Genomic DNA, 16,390 nt, shown 5'->3' with positions numbered 1-16,390 from the left:
CAAGGAGTGCGTCGTTTGATTACCTGCCACGTCCGATATGTCATTGATCCCTACCAATTGCCTGAGTTCGAGGCCTACGCCAAGGCCTGGCTCGGCATCGTCGAGCGCTTGGGCGGCACGCATCACGGCTATTTTCTGCCGTCCGAGGGCGCGAGCAACATCGCTTATTGCCTGTTCAGTTTTCCGTCACTGGCGGATTACGAGAGCTATCGGCACATCGCGATGACCGATCCGGAAAGCACCGCACTGGTGGCCAGCCTGGTCGAGAAGAAGTTCATCGTCAGCTATGAGCGCAGCTTCCTGCGCCCGTTGCTGCAGTAAACCTCTCACGCCGAGACGCTGCAGACCGCGGCGCGCTCGGCGACATGGCGCAGGCTGTCGAAGTTGATATTGGCCCCCGAGTCGATCGCCACGAATGTCTGCTCGCGCACCCCGGTTCGCGCTACGTATTGCTTGATCCCTGCAACGGCCAGGGCGCCGGAAGGTTCGGTGATCGAGCGAGTATCGTCGTAGATATTCTTGATCGCCGCGCAGAGGTCGTCGTTGCTGACGGTGATCACTTCGTCGACGCAGAAGCGGCAAACCTCAAACCCGAACGCGCCAATCTGCGCTACCGCCACGCCATCGGCGAAAGTGCCGACATTGGGCAGCACGACGCGCTGATCGGCTTCGAGCGCGGCCTTCAGGCACGCTGAGTGTTCGGATTCGACGCCGATGATCCGCACTTCCGGCCTCAGGTATTTGATGTACGCCGCGATGCCGGCGATCAAGCCGCCACCGCCTACCGGGATGAAGATCGCGTCCAGCGCGCCCTGGTGCTGACGGAGGATTTCCATGGCCACCGTGCCCTGTCCGGCGATGACATCCGGGTCATCGAACGGTGACACGAAGGTGCGTCCGGTTTGTTCCGCCAGTTGTAGCGCATGGGCCAGCGCGAACGGGAAACTCTCGCCGTGGAGTAACGCTTCAGCGCCGCGACTGCGCACGCCGATGACTTTCAGATCGGGAGTCGTTGAAGGCATGACGATTGTGGCGGAGATACCCAGTTCGCGTGCCGCCAATGCCACACCTTGCGCATGATTGCCGGCTGATGCGGTGATCACTCCGCGCGCTTTCTGCTTGTCACTCAGTTGCACGAGCTTGTTGTAAGCGCCGCGAATCTTGAAGGAGAACGTCGGTTGCAGGTCTTCGCGCTTGAGCAAGATCCGGTTACCCAGCGCTTCAGACAACGCTGGCGCCGCTTGTAACGGCGTACGCACGGCGATGTCGTACACCGGGGAAGCAAGGATCTTTTTCACGTAATGCTCGAGCAGGACTTGCTGGTCATCGGTGTACGTCATGGTCATCTCCTTGATAGCGTTTTCATACGCCTATGCAGGAGTCACCGGAGGCTGCTCCTGCATGAGCGGTATTTCGAAAACCCTGGAGACAGAAAGTAAAAACCCGCCTCTAGGGCGGGTTGGGTGCTGCAGTCGTGAGCTAGCCCGCCAAATGAGGAATGGCGGTAATAATAATTGGCTGGCAACGCGATACAGTCGAAGTCATGGGCTGGAAATTAGCCTGCGCGGTGCTGGCAAGTCAATGGCCAATTTTTGCCGGCGGCGTTAGTCTGGCGACTCTCTCATCACACCAAGGAAGGATTGCATGATGTCTGTCGCCCTGCCCCTCACCGCTTTGCTCGCGTTTACCGGCTACACCGTTTCGGTGATGCTTCAGGCTGAACAATCGTTGATCGACTTCGGCATCAGCCTGATGTCGCGCCCGGATACCGCGCAAGTGGTGATTGATTTGTACCTGCTGGCGACGTTGGCCGGGGTATGGATGGTCAAGGATGCACGGTCTCGCGGGCAGACGATTTGGTCGGTGCTGCCTTATTTGTTGCTGACGGCGGTTTTTGTCTCGATTGGGCCGTTGTTGTATCTGGTGGTGCGCGCGATACGGGAGCGACGTAAAGGGCTGGATGTGGTGCAAGCGCGCTGATTAGGAGCATTTGGCGCTACGGATATTGCTATCGCGAGCAGGCTCACTCCTACAGGTGATTGCATTCCAAATGTAGGAGTGAGCCTGCTCGCGATAGGGCATTCTGAGTCAGCACATAATCATCTGGCCAGCCGCCGCAGGCCGAACAACATCCCGCCCGCCCCCAGCAGCATCACCGTCAGAAACAGCGGATACGACACCCACCAAGGCGTCCCGGCCGTCATCATGCTGAATTCCGACATGCCGCCGATACTCGCAATCAGGTTCAACGGCAAAAACACCACGTTGATCAACGTCAGCTTGCGCAACAGGTTGTTCATGCTGTTGTTCATCAGATTGCCGCGCGCATCAATCAGCCCGGAAAACACCGTCGAATAGATTTCGGCCTGCTTGTAGCACTGGTTGTTCTCGATGATCAGGTCGTCAATCAGGCCGATCGCTTCGCTGCTGAAGTGCTGTTTCTCGGCATGATTGCGCAACCGCGTCAGTACTGCGCCATTGCTGTGCAGGGCGTTGATGTAATAGATCAGGCTTTCGCTGAGGTTGAACATCTGCACCAGATGCTGGTTTTGCATTGAGGCATTGAATTTTTGCTGCAACTCGCGAGCGACCAGTTTGATCACCTTCAAGTGGCCAAGGTAGTGATGAATGTTGTTGAACAGCACATCCAGCAACACATCCAGTGGCGCGTTTAACCGCTGACGGGTGCCGAGGCCGTGCAGTGGCGTGTCATCGGTGGCAATCACCAGCAACTGGCCCGGCGAGAACAGCAGGCCGCAGGACGAAACCTCAAAGGCGAGGCTGCCTCCCCCGGAATATTTTTCCGGACGTTTCCAGATCAGGAACAGATGATCCGGGTGAAACTCGATGCGCGACACTTCGTCCGGGTCAAGCGCCGAGGCCAGTGCGTGCTCATCGACCTTGAACTGACTGTGAAGCAGATCGCGCTCCGCCGCGTCGGGATTGCTGAACAGCATCACTTCGGCGTTCAGTCGCTCAACCCGCTGCAACGCGCCGTGGTTCAGTGCAAAACTGTTGATCATCGGCAGATCACCAAGCCTGGCCGCGACGTTTCAGCTCCAGCCGGCGCACGAACTCTTCCAGCACCAGGCAATACAAATCGTCCTGCAGGTAAGCATCTTCGATGCCGGCGTCGAGGTTTGGATTGTCGTTGACCTCGATCACCACGACTTTATCGCCAGCCTGTTTCAGGTCGACGCCGTAGAGTCCATCGCCGATCAGATTGGCAGTCTTTACCGCCAGTTCGACCACTGCGCGTGGCGCTTCATGGATCGCCAAGGTGCGACATTCACCGTTGATGTCCTGTCCCTTGGCTTTGTGGTTGTAGATCTGCCAGTGGCCCTTGGACATGAAGTACTGGCAGGCAAAGATCGGCTTGCGGTTGAGTACGCCAATACGCCAGTCGTACTCGGTGTAGAAAAACTCCTGAGCCAGCAACAGCACCGAGTGCTCGAACAGTTCGGCGGTGGCTTCAAGCAGCGCCTGCTGGCTCTCGACCTTGATCACTCCACGCGAAAAACAGCCGTCAGGGATCTTCAGAACCAGCGGAAAGCCCAGACGTTCGCCGACACGCTCAAAGTCCTCGGGTCGCTCCTTGTAGAGAATTTCGGTGGCGGGCATGCCCAACTGATGGCTGTTGAGCAGATCGGTCAGATAGACCTTGTTGGTACAGCGCAGGATCGACGCCGGATCGTCCATCACCACCAGCCCCTCGCTTTCAGCCTTTTTTGCAAAACGGTAGGTATGGTTGTCGACACTGGTGGTTTCACGGATCAGCAAACCGTCGTACTCGGCCAGACGCGCATAATCCTTGCGTTCGATCAGTTCGACATCGATACCCATGCCCTTGCCGACCCGCACGAAGTTTTCCAGTGCTTTGCGGTTGGAAGGAGGTAAGGCCTCTTGTGGATCATGCAGGATCGCCAAGTCATAACGGGCGACATGTCGCGAGCGTGGCACGCGCCAGACTTTACGACTGAAGCTGTCCAGCGCATTGGCGAATTGATCCTCCTGATCATCACGCAACTTGTGCAAGACACCCGACTTTATACCCTCTATGTGCCAACCGTTGTGCCGGTGAAATTCAACTAACAGAATCGGACAGGGAAACACTTCAAACAACTGACGAGCCAAATCCTGCAATGGTTCGATATGGGTACGGCCAAAATAAAGTGTCAGGGTAAAGCCTTCGGTATCGCTATAGAGATGATGACTCAGCGCTTTTTCGAGCGTTTTATCCAGATCATCCAAAGCCAGTCCGTAGAGTGATTTTTTAGTCAGCTCACTGATCGTACGTACCGATGGAATGACCTTGTGGCCACGGGCCTCAGCCAAGAGCGAGCAGTAGTAGCCATGACCCAGATACTTGTAGCTGCGGCACAGATTGATCACCTGAACGCGCTTGCCCGCCTCGCCTTCACGCGTTTGTTCAAGGTACTCCTGCGCCGTAATGATGTCTTCGCTGGGGAAGTACGAAGCCCAGTCTTCCTTGCGTTCGACAATGATCAGCAATTGGCTGGAAGTTCTAACAACTGAATTTAAAAAAGTTGCCGACGGCAAACTTTGCTCTGATACTTCGCGCCAATGACCCTGTACCGCTGACATAGAGATTGATCCGTTGGAGAACAAGACCATTTCTATTAAGCACGAAGTTTTTCGAAAGTCCCGTTTCGTTACGCAACTTTTACGGTGGTCATATGAGTGCGATTTTTCGTTTGGCGGTAGTTGAAGATTTGCCGGCGTTGCTGGCATTGGAAATGCAATGCTTCACTACCGATCGGCTCACCAGTCGCAGCTTCCAGTGGATGATCACCCGGGCTAACGGGCAGTTGCTGGTGGCAGAATCCAGCGGCCAGTTGCTGGGTTACGCACTGGTGTTGTTTCATCGCGGCACATCACTGGCGCGGTTGTACTCGATTGCCATTGCCGCCGAGTCGCGCGGCAGCGGATTGGGCAAACAACTGTTGCAACGGATCGAGGCCGTTGCCCTTGAGCATGATTGCGCCTACCTGAGGCTGGAAGTACGCACTGACAACCCGGCCGCGATTGCCCTGTACGAGCGCAACGGCTACCGGCGCTTCGCGGTGATTCACGATTACTACGAAGACCATGCCGATGCACTGCGCCTGGAAAAACGCATCCTCGAGCATCGCGACTCGCGCAGCATCAAAGTGCCCTACTACCCGCAAACCACCGAATTCACCTGCGGCCCGGCCTGCCTGCTGATGGCCATGGGCGCATTGCAGGCTCAGCGTTTACTGGAACGTCGTGAGGAACTGCAGATCTGGCGGGAAGCGACCACGGTGTTCATGACTTCCGGCCATGGCGGATGCAGTCCGCAAGGGCTGGCGCTGGCGGCTTGGCGACGGGGGTTTCGAGTACGCCTGCAGGTGAGTCTGACCGGGGCGTTGTTTCTTGATGGTGTACGCGATGCGCATAAAAAAGACGTCATGCGCTTGGTGCACGAGGAGTTCATGGCGCAATTGGCGGAGTGCGACGTCGAGCAAGTGATCGGTGTTGCTCTGGACCTCCCGCGGTTACTCGCCGCTGGGGGACAGCCGCTGGTGTTGATCAGCAGCTATCGGTTGACTCGTTCCAAGTCCCCGCACTGGGTGATGGTCACCGACTGTGATGAGGACTTTGTTTATCTGCATGATCCGGATGTCGATCACAGCCAGCATCGCCAGCCGATGGACTGCCAGCACGTGCCTGTCAGTCATGAGGAGTTCGAAAAAATGTGCCGGTTTGGCCGGGGCAAGTTGCGTGCGGCAGTCGTCCTGTTCTCCCGCGAAACATAAGCCCCATCCGTATCTGTAGGAGCTGCCGAGTGCAACGAGGCTGCGATCTTTTGATCTTGTTTTTTAAAATCAAAAGATCGCAGCCTCGTTGCACTCGACAGCTCCTACAGGGGGGGATGGCGGTCAAAGGCTGGGTTTGAGGCCCAGTTTGTACAGGGAGCCGTTCGACTCATCCGTGAGCACGTACAGGTAGCCGTCCGGCCCTTGTCGTACGTCGCGGATGCGTTGTTTGAGTTCGCCGAGCAAGCGCTCCTCGTGCACAACCTTGTCGCCCTCGAATTGCAAACGGATCAGCTCCTGCGTCACCAGCGCGCCGATAAACGCATTGTGTTGCCAAGGCTTGAAGCGGTCGCCGTCATAGAAGGCCATACCGCTGACGCCCGGCGACTTTTCCCAGACATGATGTGGCGCAATTGTGCCTTCGGCGGTCTTGCCTTGTGCCTCGGGGATAGGCTGCATGGAATAGTTGATGCCATGGGTCGCCAGCGGCCAGCCGTAGTTCTTGCCCCGCTCGATGATGTTTACCTCGTCGCCACCGCGCGGGCCGTGTTCATTTTCCCAAAGCGTGCCGGTCCATGGATTGAGCGCTGCGCCTTGCGGGTTGCGTTGGCCGTAAGACCATATCTCCGGACGAACGCCGGACTGGCCGACAAAGGGGTTATCGTCCGGTACCCTGCCGTCGGGGTAGATACGCACGACTTTGCCTTGCAGCTTGTCGAGATCCTGTGCGGTGGGCCGGTCGTTGTTTTCGCCGAGCGTGATGAACAGGTATCCGTCACGATCAAACACCAAGCGCGAACCAAAGTGATTGCCCACCGAAAGTTTCGGTTCCTGGCGGAAGATCACTTTGAAATCCTTGAGCGACTTCAGGTCATCCGACAGCCGCCCGCGCCCCACCGCCGTTCCGGCTTTGTCGCCGGCACCGCCACCTTCGGCGTAAGACAGATACACTAGCCGATCCTGTTTGAAGTCCGGCGACAGCACCACATCGAGCAAACCGCCCTGGCCCTTGGCCCAGACTTGCGGCACACCGCTGACCGGTGCTGACACTTTGCCATCGACTCCCACCACCCGCAGGTTGCCCGGGCGCTCAGTCACCAGCATGCCTTGGCGATCCGGCAGAAACGCCAAGGCCCATGGATGTTCAAGACCTTGGGTAATCGTGGTGACTTCAAGAGTGCCCTGTTCGCTTTGCAATTCTTTGGGCGCTGCAGCAAACGCTGGAGCACTGATCAGTGCGCCGACGCAAAGGCTGGCTAGAAGGGTTTTACGCAACATGCACGATTCCTTTTGTTCGTCTCAAGGCTGACAGGCTTCAGTCCTGTCGTTTAACGGGTAGTACCGGTGCTTCGTGAAGGTGGATTGGGGATGAAGGTTGGCGGTGTACTCGGCACCGAGCGGATTGGCTGACCATTGCCGATACCACGGTTTTCGAGGGTCGGCGGGCGCGGCGCCGGCACGGTATTGGGGCCACGGATCGGCGGTGCACTGGGATGAGTGCCCTGCATGCTGTTGGGGTTGGCCCGGCGGATCGGACTGTTGTAGGGATTGTTGCTGTTGCCGGTCGGACTTTGTGCCAGCAGCAGCGTGGTGGATGGCACGTCCGCATGAGCCCAGCCCGCACCGAGGCTGAGGAAAGCGATGACAAACAGAAATCGGTTCATGGGGCGGCCTCTCGATGCGCCAGGGATAGTGCCTTCGAGTCCACGCTACGCCCAGGGTTCGGATTTGTTAAGTCACAGCCTTTAAACAACATGTAACACGGCTTGACCAAGTCAGCGGCGGCTGCCGCAATCACTGGAAACTTTCGCCCAGCGCAACAGGTCACCTGATCATCACTCGGAGAACTCACCATGGCTCGGGCAATCTGGAAAGGCGCGATCAGTTTCGGACTGGTACACATCCCCGTCGCGCTGGTCTCGGCGACCTCGTCGCAAGGCGTCGATTTCGACTGGCTCGACAGCCGCAGCATGGATCCAGTGGGCTATAAACGCGTAAACAAAGTGACCGGCAAAGAAGTCACCAAAGAGCACATTGTCAAAGGCGTGGCCTACGAAAAGGGTCGCTATGTGGTGCTTAGCGAAGAAGAAATCCGTTCAGCGCACCCGGTCTCAACGCAAACCATTGATATCTTTTCCTTTGTCGATGCCGAGCAAATCCCCCTGCAAAACATCGACACACCTTATTACTTGGCACCCGACAAGCGCGGCGGCAAGGTGTATGCGCTGCTGCGTGAGACGCTGAGCAAAACCAACAAGGTTGCCCTCGCCCGTGTGGTTTTACATACCCGCCAGTATCTGGCGGCGTTGATGCCGCTGGAATCGGCGCTGGTGCTGGTAAAGCTGCGTTGGCCACAGGAGGTGCGCAGCCTCGATGAACTGGCGCTGGGCAGTGAGGTGACCAAGCCACAACTGGCAAAAGGTGAGCTGGACATGGCCAAGCGACTCGTGCAGGACATGAGCGCAGACTGGAAACCCGAGGATTACAAGGACGAGTTTGAAGACAAGATCATGGCCCTCGTCGAGAAAAAGGCCCATGAAGGCAAGATCGAAGATGTCGAGACGGTGGGTGGCGAGGAAGAGCGCAAGTCTGCGGATGTGATTGATTTGACGGAACTGCTTAAACGCAGTCTGGGCGGGAAAGCGGCGGCGAAGCCGAAAGCCAAGGCTGCGCCGGCGAAGAAAACGAAGAAAGCGTCAGGCAACTGACAGGTTGTTTTTGCGAGAGTCGTAGCACTCCGACGCGACGCAGGTCCAATGTAGGAGCTGCGGCACGCTGTGATCTTTTGCCTTTGATCTCACTTCAGCAGGGTAAAAAGATCACAGCCTCGTTGCACTCGACAGCTGCTACAGCGACCTGTGAGTCAAAGGATTCGTCAGATCAGGATGAAGATCGCCAGCAAACCACCGAAGATCGCCCATTTTTCCATGTAATACAGCTTGCGATTACGCTTTTTCAATTCTTTGCCGCGCAAGCGAATCTTGTAGATTCTGGCAAACAAACGGTTGATCCCACCGGTTTTATCACCGGCATCGTTTGGCGCACCCGCCGCCGACATCACGGTGCGACTGAACCAACTGTTGAACGCCGCCGCCCAGCGGTATTTCATCGGACGTTCGATGTCACAGAACAGGATGATCCGGTTCTGGTCGGTGGTGTTTTCTGCGTAATGAATAAAAGTCTCGTCGAACATCACCGCTTCGCCGTCGCGCCAGTGATAGTTCTCACCGTCGACGTTGATGTAGCAACCGGCGTCGTTTGGCGTTTCCAGGCCCAGGTGATAACGGTAGGAGCCTGCATACGGATCACGATGGCGTACCAGTTTCGAGCCGGGTGGCAGCTCGGCAAACATCGCTGCCTTGATCGAACCGATGCTCTGCACCAGTTCAGTGGTGCGCGGGCACAGTTTCATTGCCGATGGATGGCTTTCGCCATACCACTTCAGATAAAAACGCTTCCAGCCGGATTTGAAGAACGAGTTGAAGCCGACGTCATCGTATTGGTTAGAACGCTTGATCTCCCCAGCGCGCAGCAAATTCTGACCTTCTTCGCGAATCTCCTGCCAATGCGCCTGCAAGGGGCTTAGATCAGGAAACTCCGACGGATCGAGAAAAGGCTTGTTGGGCTTTTTCGAGAACAGGTACAGGAAGCAATTGATCGGCGCCAGAAACGTCGAGTGATCGCTGAGCTGGCGACCCAGCTTGTGGCGCACACGGCCACGAAGATGAACGTATGCAATCGAAATGACATAAATAGCAGCAATGATGAGTTTCACGGAAATCGTCACACGTCAGAAGTGAACAAACTGCGCGCCTGACGGCCTGAGGCCCAGCGTCTGATGCAGTGGTCTGAATACAAATGGCACATCCATGAGCCCGCGCCGTGATGGGGCGCTGGGTGAATGGATGGCATTTTAGCCACACTTTGTAACCGATAGTGAACCTTCATCTGTGAAAATCTGTCTCGCGAGCATGCCAATCGGCGATCTTGACGTGATCGCCCTATCGTTTAAAGAGCCAGACCAGTACAATCGCCGCCAAACTTTACGCGCCCCCCTTGGTTGATGACGGGTCTTTCCCGCTTCAGCGCACTTTGACTCGGGCCAAGCGCTCCAGCCGCACCCTCGCTACTCGAATGCTTCGCAGGAAAAACTCTTGATTTCTACAGCTAACATCACGATGCAGTTCGGCGCCAAGCCGCTCTTCGAAAACGTTTCGGTCAAATTCGGCGCGGGCAACCGCTACGGCCTGATCGGCGCCAACGGTTGCGGCAAGTCGACCTTCATGAAAATCCTCGGCGGTGACCTTGATCCGACCGGCGGCCAAGTCATGCTCGAGCCGAACGTGCGTCTGGGTAAACTGCGCCAGGACCAGTTCGCCTACGAAGAATTCACCGTGATCGATACCGTGATCATGGGTCACGAAGAGCTGTGGAAGGTCAAGGCCGAGCGCGACCGCATCTACTCGCTGCCGGAAATGAGCGAAGAAGACGGCATGGCCGTGGCCGAGCTGGAAACCGAATTTGCCGAAATGGACGGTTACACCGCGGAATCCCGTGCCGGTGAGCTGTTGCTGGGTCTGGGTATCGGCATCGAACAACACTTCGGCCCGATGAGCGAAGTGTCACCTGGCTGGAAACTGCGCGTTTTGCTGGCGCAGGCACTGTTTTCCGACCCGGAAGTGCTGTTGCTCGACGAACCGACCAACCACCTGGATATCAATACCATTCGCTGGCTGGAGAACGTCCTGACCCAGCGTAGCAGTCTGATGATCATCATCTCTCACGACCGTCACTTCCTGAACAGCGTGTGCACGCACATGGCTGACCTGGATTACGGCGAGCTGCGCCTGTTCCCGGGCAACTACGACGAGTACATGACCGTGGCGACCCAGTCCCGCGAGCAACTGCTGTCGGACAACGCCAAGAAGAAAGCACAGATTTCCGAGCTGCAATCGTTCGTCAGCCGCTTCTCGGCCAACGCCTCGAAAGCCAAGCAGGCAACTTCCCGCGCCAAGGCGATCGACAAGATCCAACTGGCCGAGGTCAAGCCTTCGAGCCGTGTCAGCCCGTTCATCCGCTTCGATCAGAACAAGAAGCTGCACCGTCAGGCTGTCATGGTCGAGAAGATGGCCAAAGGTTTCGACGGCAAGCCGCTGTTCAAGGACTTCAGCTTCCAGGTTGAAGCTGGCGAGCGCGTAGCGATCATCGGTCCGAACGGTATCGGCAAAACCACCCTGCTGCGCACTCTGGTCAACGAACTGACCCCGGACGCCGGCAGCATCAAGTGGACCGATGCCGCCGAGTTGGGCTACTACGCCCAGGATCACGCTCACGACTTCGAAGACGACGTCACTCTGTTCGACTGGATGGGTCAATGGACGCAGGGCGAGCAGATGATTCGCGGCACTTTGGGCCGCATGCTGTTCTCCAACGACGAGATCCTCAAGTCGGTCAAAGTGATTTCCGGTGGTGAGCAAGGTCGCATGCTGTTCGGCAAGCTGATCCTGCAAAAGCCGAACGTGCTGATCATGGACGAACCGACCAACCACTTGGACATGGAATCGATCGAGGCGCTGAACCTGGCGCTGGAAAACTACCCGGGCACGCTGATCTTCGTCAGCCACGACCGTGAGTTCGTATCGTCCCTGGCCACGCGCATCATCGAGCTGACCCCGGATGGCGTGACTGACTTCAGCGGCACCTACGATGACTACCTGCGTAGTCAGGGTGTTGTGTTCTAAACAGCAGCTTCTAGTGTTGCGCTGTTAGCTCCAAGCTAAAGCCCTGTCCATGTGACGGGGCTTTTTGCATTCAGGGTGCTGATCGTTCCCACGCTCTGCGTGGGAATGCATCCCGTGACGCTCCGCGTCACACGAGCGGGACGCGGAGCGTCCGTGGCGGCGTTACCACGCAGAGCGTGGGAACGATCGGCGGGATGGAAAGTAGTTAGCCTGCTTTCTTTTATCGCAAGCCCACGCCATGATGCTCGAACTCTCCCACCGCCGCCCGCGAACGAGTTCTCATGTCTGCGCAGCAACAGCCACCGCAAAGCTCCATGGCGATCACCCTGCAGATCGTCTCCATCGTTTTCTATACCTTTATTGCGTTTCTCTGCATCGGTTTGCCGATCGCAGTGTTGCCCGGTTATGTGCACGAGCAACTGGGTTTCAGCGCGGTCATTGCCGGGCTGGTGATTGGCTCGCAATACCTGGCCACCCTGCTCAGCCGGCCAATGGCCGGGCGCATGTCGGATACGGTCGGCACTAAGCGGGCGATCATTTATGGCTTGTGGGGGATTGTCCTCAGCGGCTTGCTGACCTTGGTCTCTACGCTGCTGCAAGACTTCCCGCTGACCAGCCTGATCATTTTGATTATCGGGCGCTTGCTGCTCGGCATCGCGCAAGGGCTGATTGGCGTCGGCACGATCAGTTGGTGCATGGGCCAGGTCGGCGTCGAGCACACCGCAAAATCCATTGGCTGGAACGGCATCGCTTCCTATGGCGCGATTGCCATTGGGGCGCCGCTGGGTGTGGTAATGGTCGCCGATTACGGTTTCACCAGCCTCGGCATCGCGCTGGCGGTCCTCGCGGCCGGCGCACTGCTGCTGATCCGCAATAAACCGTCGGTGCCGGTGATCCGTGGCGAACGGCTGCCATTCTGGGCGGTGTTCGGACGGATTGCCCCGTATGGCGCCAGCCTGACCCTCGCCTCAATCGGCTACGGCACGCTGACCACGTTTATCACCCTTTATTACCTTAATCGCGGCTGGACCGGCGCGGCGTATTGCCTGACGGTGTTTGGCGTGTGCTTCATCCTGTCACGGCTGATGTTTATCTCGGCGATCAGTCGCTTCGGTGGCTTCAAGTCAGCCATTGCATGTATGACTATAGAAACCGTGGGGCTGGTGCTGTTGTGGCTGGCGCCGTCCACCGCTTTTGCCTTGATCGGCGCGGGGCTGGCCGGGTTTGGCTTGTCGCTGGTGTATCCAGCTTTGGGTGTAGAAGCGATCAAGCAAGTGCCCAGCTCCAGCCGTGGTTCCGGGCTGGGCGCTTACGCGGTGTTCTTCGATCTGGCGCTGGCGATTGCCGGGCCGTTGATGGGCGCGGTGGCGTTGAATCTTGGGTATGCGTGGATTTTCTTCTGTGCAGCGTTGTTGTCGGTGATTGGGTTGGGGCTGACCCTGCTGCTGATGCGTCGCGCGAAGGATTGAAAAACACGATCAAAAGATCGCAGCCTTCGGCAGCTCCTACATGGGAATGGCGTACATCCTGCAGGAGCTGCCGAAGGCTGCGATCTTTTGATCTATTGATCCGCCGTTTGCATACCCGCACGCGTTGATTGGCCCAGCGCATGGGAGAAAAACCGTCCGGCCTCGGAGATCAGATTACGGTGAATGTCCTCGCGATCCACGCCATCAGCGTCGGTACACAACGCCGGCATGGCGCGAATCTGCTCTTCATTACACGGCGCCATAAAGACGAAGTGCCCCGCCCCGGCCAGTAATTTGAAATCCGGCGCTGTTGGCAGTTTGCGCGCCAGCGCCGCCGCGTTCTTGTCGAAGGCCACCAGTTTGTCGCCATCGCCGCTATAGAGCAGCACCGGCACGTGCACATCGGCCAGGGTATGACGGCCGAATTTCAGGCTAAGCGGCGCCATCAACAGCAAGGCGTGGACACGCGGATCGGCCACCGGTTGCAGGTCATCGCGATCGACGATCAGTTCCCCTTGGGTGTTGCAGGCGTCATGGTCGTCCGGCCGTTCCTGGCAATAACGCCGCAGGCGATCCAGATCCGGTTGCGCACCGGATAGAATCAACGCGGTTTCGCCTCCCGCCGAATAACCGATCACACCGACCTGATTGGCGTTGACGTACGGCGCAAGCATGCGGTCGCCCAGGGTCGCGGTAATCGCTTCGGAAATCTGGATCGGCCGCCCGTAAAGATTACTCAGGGTGCCCAGCCGGCTGTGGTCTTTGGAGTTGTCACCGGGGTGAATCACCGCCACCACGACAAAACCTTTGCGCGCCAGCGACGTCGCCAGATCGTGCAGCGCCAGCGGCGTGCCGGTGTTGCCGTGGGAAAGCATCAGCATCGGAAAGCGGCCAATGGCGACTTTGGTGTCTTCGCCGGCCTCCACTGAATAGCCCTCAAGCAGGCTCATGTGCTCACGGTCGCTGGAGGGATAGAACGCGATGGCCCGCATGGGTTGCAGGTCCAGTGGATCGAGGAAGGTCATCTCGTGATAACCGACGCTCCACACAGGATGACGTCCAGGCGCCGCTTGCACTGAATTCAGGCTGCCGAGCAGGCAAATCAGTAACGTTGCACAAAGACGCATCATGGGATGCCCCACCCTGTTGTTACTCAATCGAAAGATCCGTTGCGTTGCGGGCCTGAAATGCCGGGGATTCGGCGTTTCGGTACGACAATGCATTCAGACGCTGATTCTGTGATTGCATAACCCGGGCCAGATTATGTAACAGCCAGAAACAAAAAACTCCGTATTTGGCCCTTGCGGAACCAGAATACAGAGTTTTTTGGGTGTTACCTGAACCTCAGCTGTTCTTTGCGCAGGCCTTACGCTGCGGCAAACAGTTGCTCGCTGATCTTCGCTTGGGCGGCAGTCATGGCGTTGTTGCGCACTTCATCACCGTAGGCCAGGCCTTCGGCGCGAACGATCTCGATGTCGGTGATGCCGAGGAAACCGAGAACCAGCTTCAGATATTCTTCGTGGGCGATGCCGCTCGCTTGACCAGCGTGAATGCCGCCAGCAGTGGATACGATCACCACTTTCTTGCCACCGCACAGACCTTCAGGGCCGGCTTCGGTGTAACGGAAGGTTTGACCGGCGACGGCAACGCGGTCGATCCACGCTTTAAGTTGAGTCGGCACGGTGAAGTTGTACATCGGCGCAGCGATAACGACGGCGTCGGCAGCAATGAACTCGGCCAGCGTCGAGGCGCTCAATTCGGCTTCGTGCTGTTGTGCGGCGTTGCGCAGTTCAGCGGTGGTACCAGCGGCGACCAGGGTGGTCGACGAGAAGTGGCTGATGGCGTCGGCGGCCAGGTCACGGTAAGTCACCACAGCGCTCGGCTCGGCGACTTGCCAGGCTTTGACGACTTGGCTGCTCAACTGACGGGAAGCCGAGTTGTCGCCCAGAATGCTCGAATCGATATGCAGCAGTTTCATGTGGAATCTCCTGGAAGGAATCGCCGTTGGCGATGGAATGGAGACAATCCTACGCAAGAAACCAATGGATGATTAGCCGCCTGAAATGCGATAGTTTGTCCCATTGATAGAACAGTCTGGATTCACTCATGCAAGACCTCAACGATCTCTACTATTTCGCCAAAGTCGTCGAGGCCGGTGGCTTTGCTGCCGCCGGGCGTCTGCTGGGCATTCCCAAATCGCGTTTGTCACGGCGCATTGCCGAACTCGAAGAGCGCCTCGGGGCACGTTTGCTGCAACGCACCACCCGTCAACTCAACCTCACGGCGGTGGGGGAACGTTATCTGCGTCACTGCCAGGCGATGCTGCTGGAAGCGGAAATGGCTGATGAGGCGGTCGCGAGCATGTCCAGCGAGCCACGTGGTCGACTGCGCGTCTCTTGCCCCACCGGCCTGGCCCGGGAAATGTTGCCGTGGGTCATCAGCGAGTTCCTCGGCAAATTTCCTCAGGTGCAACTGGAAGTCGTATTGCTCAATCGCCGGGTCGATCTGGTCGGCGAAGGCTTTGATGTTGCGCTGCGCGTACGCGAACACGGTGATGAAGACCCATTGCTGGTCACCCGACGCCTGCGTCAGGCGCAAATGGTCGTGGTTGCCAGCCCGGATTTTGTACAGGGCCAATCGATCAACCATCCGCAAGACCTGAAAAATCTGCCGGTGCTCGGCGCGCTTGAGGCAGATCGCCTGGTGCATGTGCGCTTGCTCGATCAACAGGGCGAAAGCTTCGAGCTGAACATGGAAGCAAGACTGGGCATTGATGACTTTATTGTGCGCAAAGCCTGTGTACTGGCCGGTCAGGGTTTTACTTTGCTACCGATGATGTATTGCGAAGAGGAACTGCAAAACGGCACGCTGGTGCAATTGCTGCCCGAGTGGTCACTCCCCGGCGGCTGGTTGCAAGCGGTGTATCCGCATCGGCGCGGAGTGATGCCGGCGGTGCGCGCATGGATCGATCACCTGGTCGAATCGTTCAATGCCTGTGGGGAGCGGTTGTTATGAAGAAGGGAAAGATGAGCGAAGCGGACGTCGCTGAATTCTGCCTGGCATTGCCGGGGGCGCGAGAAGATTACAAGTGGGGCGGCGTGCGGGTGTTTTCGATTGCCGGCAACAAGATGTTTGCCTTGCAGGGACTGCGCGGCGATTCACTGGCATTCAAGGTCGACAAGGATCTGTTTCTCGGTCATTGCGACCGCCCGGGCATTCACCCGGCGCCGTATCTGGCACGGGCGCAGTGGATCATCATGCACCCGCCCTACCCTTTGGGTGCCGAGGAATTGCAGGGGTTGTTGCAGCGATCGCACCAGTTGGTGGTGAGCAAATTGCCGAAGAAAACCCAAATCGGTTTATTGCTGTAAACCCGATCCCT

The 16,390-nt window shown here is 57.6% G+C and carries 15 protein-coding genes and 1 pseudogene; 8 read left to right on the top strand and 8 right to left on the bottom strand.

The genetic code is table 11. The annotated features are described in order from the left end of the window. The first annotated feature begins 15 nt into the window (after positions 1-15). On the top strand, positions 16-321 hold the full coding sequence (locus AK821_RS19410) for an NIPSNAP family protein (protein WP_064391152.1): 306 nt from the start codon (positions 16-18) through the stop codon (positions 319-321). A 29-nt stretch (positions 322-350) separates the two neighbouring features. Here the strand turns inward: AK821_RS19410 and ilvA are convergent. After that, positions 351-1,346, bottom strand: a pseudogene (ilvA, locus tag AK821_RS19405) (threonine ammonia-lyase, biosynthetic); the annotation flags it as partial. A 298-nt stretch (positions 1,347-1,644) separates the two neighbouring features. Here ilvA and AK821_RS19400 point away from each other — a divergent pair. Then, a complete protein-coding gene (locus AK821_RS19400; RefSeq protein WP_064391151.1) occupies positions 1,645-1,980 on the top strand; it encodes a DUF2834 domain-containing protein in 336 nt (111 codons plus the stop codon). Between the two features lie 119 nt (positions 1,981-2,099). Here the strand turns inward: AK821_RS19400 and AK821_RS19395 are convergent, their stop codons facing one another. Further along, the gene (locus AK821_RS19395) at positions 2,100-3,023 is read right to left on the bottom strand and encodes a magnesium transporter CorA family protein (RefSeq protein ID WP_064391150.1); all 924 of its coding nucleotides are present in this window, start codon (positions 3,021-3,023) and stop codon (positions 2,100-2,102) included. 7 nt (positions 3,024-3,030) lie between these two features. Next, positions 3,031-4,605, bottom strand: a complete 1,575-nt coding sequence (locus AK821_RS19390; RefSeq protein WP_064391149.1) for a RimK family protein — start codon at positions 4,603-4,605, stop codon at positions 3,031-3,033. Between the two features lie 92 nt (positions 4,606-4,697). Here AK821_RS19390 and rimI point away from each other — a divergent pair, with 92 nt between their 5' ends. Further along, positions 4,698-5,798, top strand: a complete 1,101-nt coding sequence (gene rimI, locus AK821_RS19385; protein WP_064391148.1) for a ribosomal protein S18-alanine N-acetyltransferase — start codon at positions 4,698-4,700, stop codon at positions 5,796-5,798. A 123-nt stretch (positions 5,799-5,921) separates the two neighbouring features. Here rimI and AK821_RS19380 read toward each other — a convergent pair whose 3' ends face one another. Continuing rightward, positions 5,922-7,076, bottom strand: a complete 1,155-nt coding sequence (locus AK821_RS19380; RefSeq protein WP_064391147.1) for a PQQ-dependent sugar dehydrogenase — start codon at positions 7,074-7,076, stop codon at positions 5,922-5,924. 50 nt (positions 7,077-7,126) lie between these two features. After that, positions 7,127-7,462 (bottom strand): hypothetical protein, encoded by a 336-nt coding sequence (locus AK821_RS19375; RefSeq protein WP_064391146.1) that lies wholly within the window; start codon positions 7,460-7,462, stop codon positions 7,127-7,129. A gap of 189 nt (positions 7,463-7,651) precedes the next feature. Here AK821_RS19375 and ku point away from each other — a divergent pair, with 189 nt between their 5' ends. Beyond that, the gene (gene ku, locus AK821_RS19370; protein WP_064391145.1) at positions 7,652-8,506 is read left to right on the top strand and encodes a non-homologous end joining protein Ku; all 855 of its coding nucleotides are present in this window, start codon (positions 7,652-7,654) and stop codon (positions 8,504-8,506) included. Between the two features lie 167 nt (positions 8,507-8,673). Here ku and lpxO read toward each other — a convergent pair whose 3' ends face one another. Beyond that, positions 8,674-9,573, bottom strand: coding sequence for a lipid A hydroxylase LpxO (lpxO, locus tag AK821_RS19365; RefSeq protein WP_064391173.1), 900 nt, complete (start codon positions 9,571-9,573; stop codon positions 8,674-8,676). Between the two features lie 379 nt (positions 9,574-9,952). Between lpxO and AK821_RS19360 the strand changes: the two genes are divergently transcribed. After that, entirely contained in the window at positions 9,953-11,539 is a 1,587-nt protein-coding gene (locus AK821_RS19360; protein ID WP_082355465.1) for an ABC-F family ATPase, read from the top strand. A 281-nt stretch (positions 11,540-11,820) separates the two neighbouring features. Next, positions 11,821-13,008, top strand: a complete 1,188-nt coding sequence (locus AK821_RS19355; RefSeq protein WP_064391143.1) for an MFS transporter — start codon at positions 11,821-11,823, stop codon at positions 13,006-13,008. A 92-nt stretch (positions 13,009-13,100) separates the two neighbouring features. Here AK821_RS19355 and AK821_RS19350 read toward each other — a convergent pair whose 3' ends face one another. After that, positions 13,101-14,138 carry an alpha/beta hydrolase family protein gene (locus AK821_RS19350; RefSeq protein ID WP_064391142.1) on the bottom strand — a complete coding sequence of 346 codons (1,038 nt, stop codon included), beginning with the start codon at positions 14,136-14,138 and terminating at the stop codon, positions 13,101-13,103. A 236-nt stretch (positions 14,139-14,374) separates the two neighbouring features. Continuing rightward, on the bottom strand, positions 14,375-14,986 hold the full coding sequence (locus AK821_RS19345; RefSeq protein ID WP_064391141.1) for an FMN-dependent NADH-azoreductase: 612 nt from the start codon (positions 14,984-14,986) through the stop codon (positions 14,375-14,377). A 128-nt stretch (positions 14,987-15,114) separates the two neighbouring features. Between AK821_RS19345 and AK821_RS19340 the strand changes: the two genes are divergently transcribed. Next, positions 15,115-16,023, top strand: a complete 909-nt coding sequence (locus AK821_RS19340) for a LysR substrate-binding domain-containing protein (RefSeq protein ID WP_064391140.1) — start codon at positions 15,115-15,117, stop codon at positions 16,021-16,023. Beyond that, entirely contained in the window at positions 16,020-16,379 is a 360-nt protein-coding gene (locus tag AK821_RS19335) for an MmcQ/YjbR family DNA-binding protein (RefSeq protein WP_064391139.1), read from the top strand. The genes AK821_RS19340 and AK821_RS19335 overlap by 4 nt, the downstream gene beginning before the upstream one ends. Positions 16,380-16,390: the final 11 nt, after the last annotated feature.

This window comes from Pseudomonas sp. RIT-PI-r, from assembly GCF_001297015.1.
GTDB lineage: Bacteria > Pseudomonadota > Gammaproteobacteria > Pseudomonadales > Pseudomonadaceae > Aquipseudomonas.
This window is presented reverse-complemented; position numbering and strand designations above follow the sequence as displayed.

Coding starts and splice junctions, on each gene's coding strand:
- AK821_RS19340 (WP_064391140.1), top strand. CDS start 15,115: ATGCAAGACCTCAACGATCTCTACTATTTCGCCAAAGTCGTCGAGGCC.
- rimI (WP_064391148.1), top strand. CDS start 4,698: ATGAGTGCGATTTTTCGTTTGGCGGTAGTTGAAGATTTGCCGGCGTTG.
- AK821_RS19395 (WP_064391150.1), bottom strand. CDS start 3,023: ATGATCAACAGTTTTGCACTGAACCACGGCGCGTTGCAGCGGGTTGAG.
- AK821_RS19345 (WP_064391141.1), bottom strand. CDS start 14,986: ATGAAACTGCTGCATATCGATTCGAGCATTCTGGGCGACAACTCGGCT.
- AK821_RS19355 (WP_064391143.1), top strand. CDS start 11,821: ATGTCTGCGCAGCAACAGCCACCGCAAAGCTCCATGGCGATCACCCTG.
- ku (WP_064391145.1), top strand. CDS start 7,652: ATGGCTCGGGCAATCTGGAAAGGCGCGATCAGTTTCGGACTGGTACAC.
- AK821_RS19400 (WP_064391151.1), top strand. CDS start 1,645: ATGATGTCTGTCGCCCTGCCCCTCACCGCTTTGCTCGCGTTTACCGGC.
- AK821_RS19390 (WP_064391149.1), bottom strand. CDS start 4,605: ATGTCAGCGGTACAGGGTCATTGGCGCGAAGTATCAGAGCAAAGTTTG.
- AK821_RS19335 (WP_064391139.1), top strand. CDS start 16,020: ATGAAGAAGGGAAAGATGAGCGAAGCGGACGTCGCTGAATTCTGCCTG.
- AK821_RS19380 (WP_064391147.1), bottom strand. CDS start 7,076: ATGTTGCGTAAAACCCTTCTAGCCAGCCTTTGCGTCGGCGCACTGATC.
- AK821_RS19375 (WP_064391146.1), bottom strand. CDS start 7,462: ATGAACCGATTTCTGTTTGTCATCGCTTTCCTCAGCCTCGGTGCGGGC.
- AK821_RS19350 (WP_064391142.1), bottom strand. CDS start 14,138: ATGATGCGTCTTTGTGCAACGTTACTGATTTGCCTGCTCGGCAGCCTG.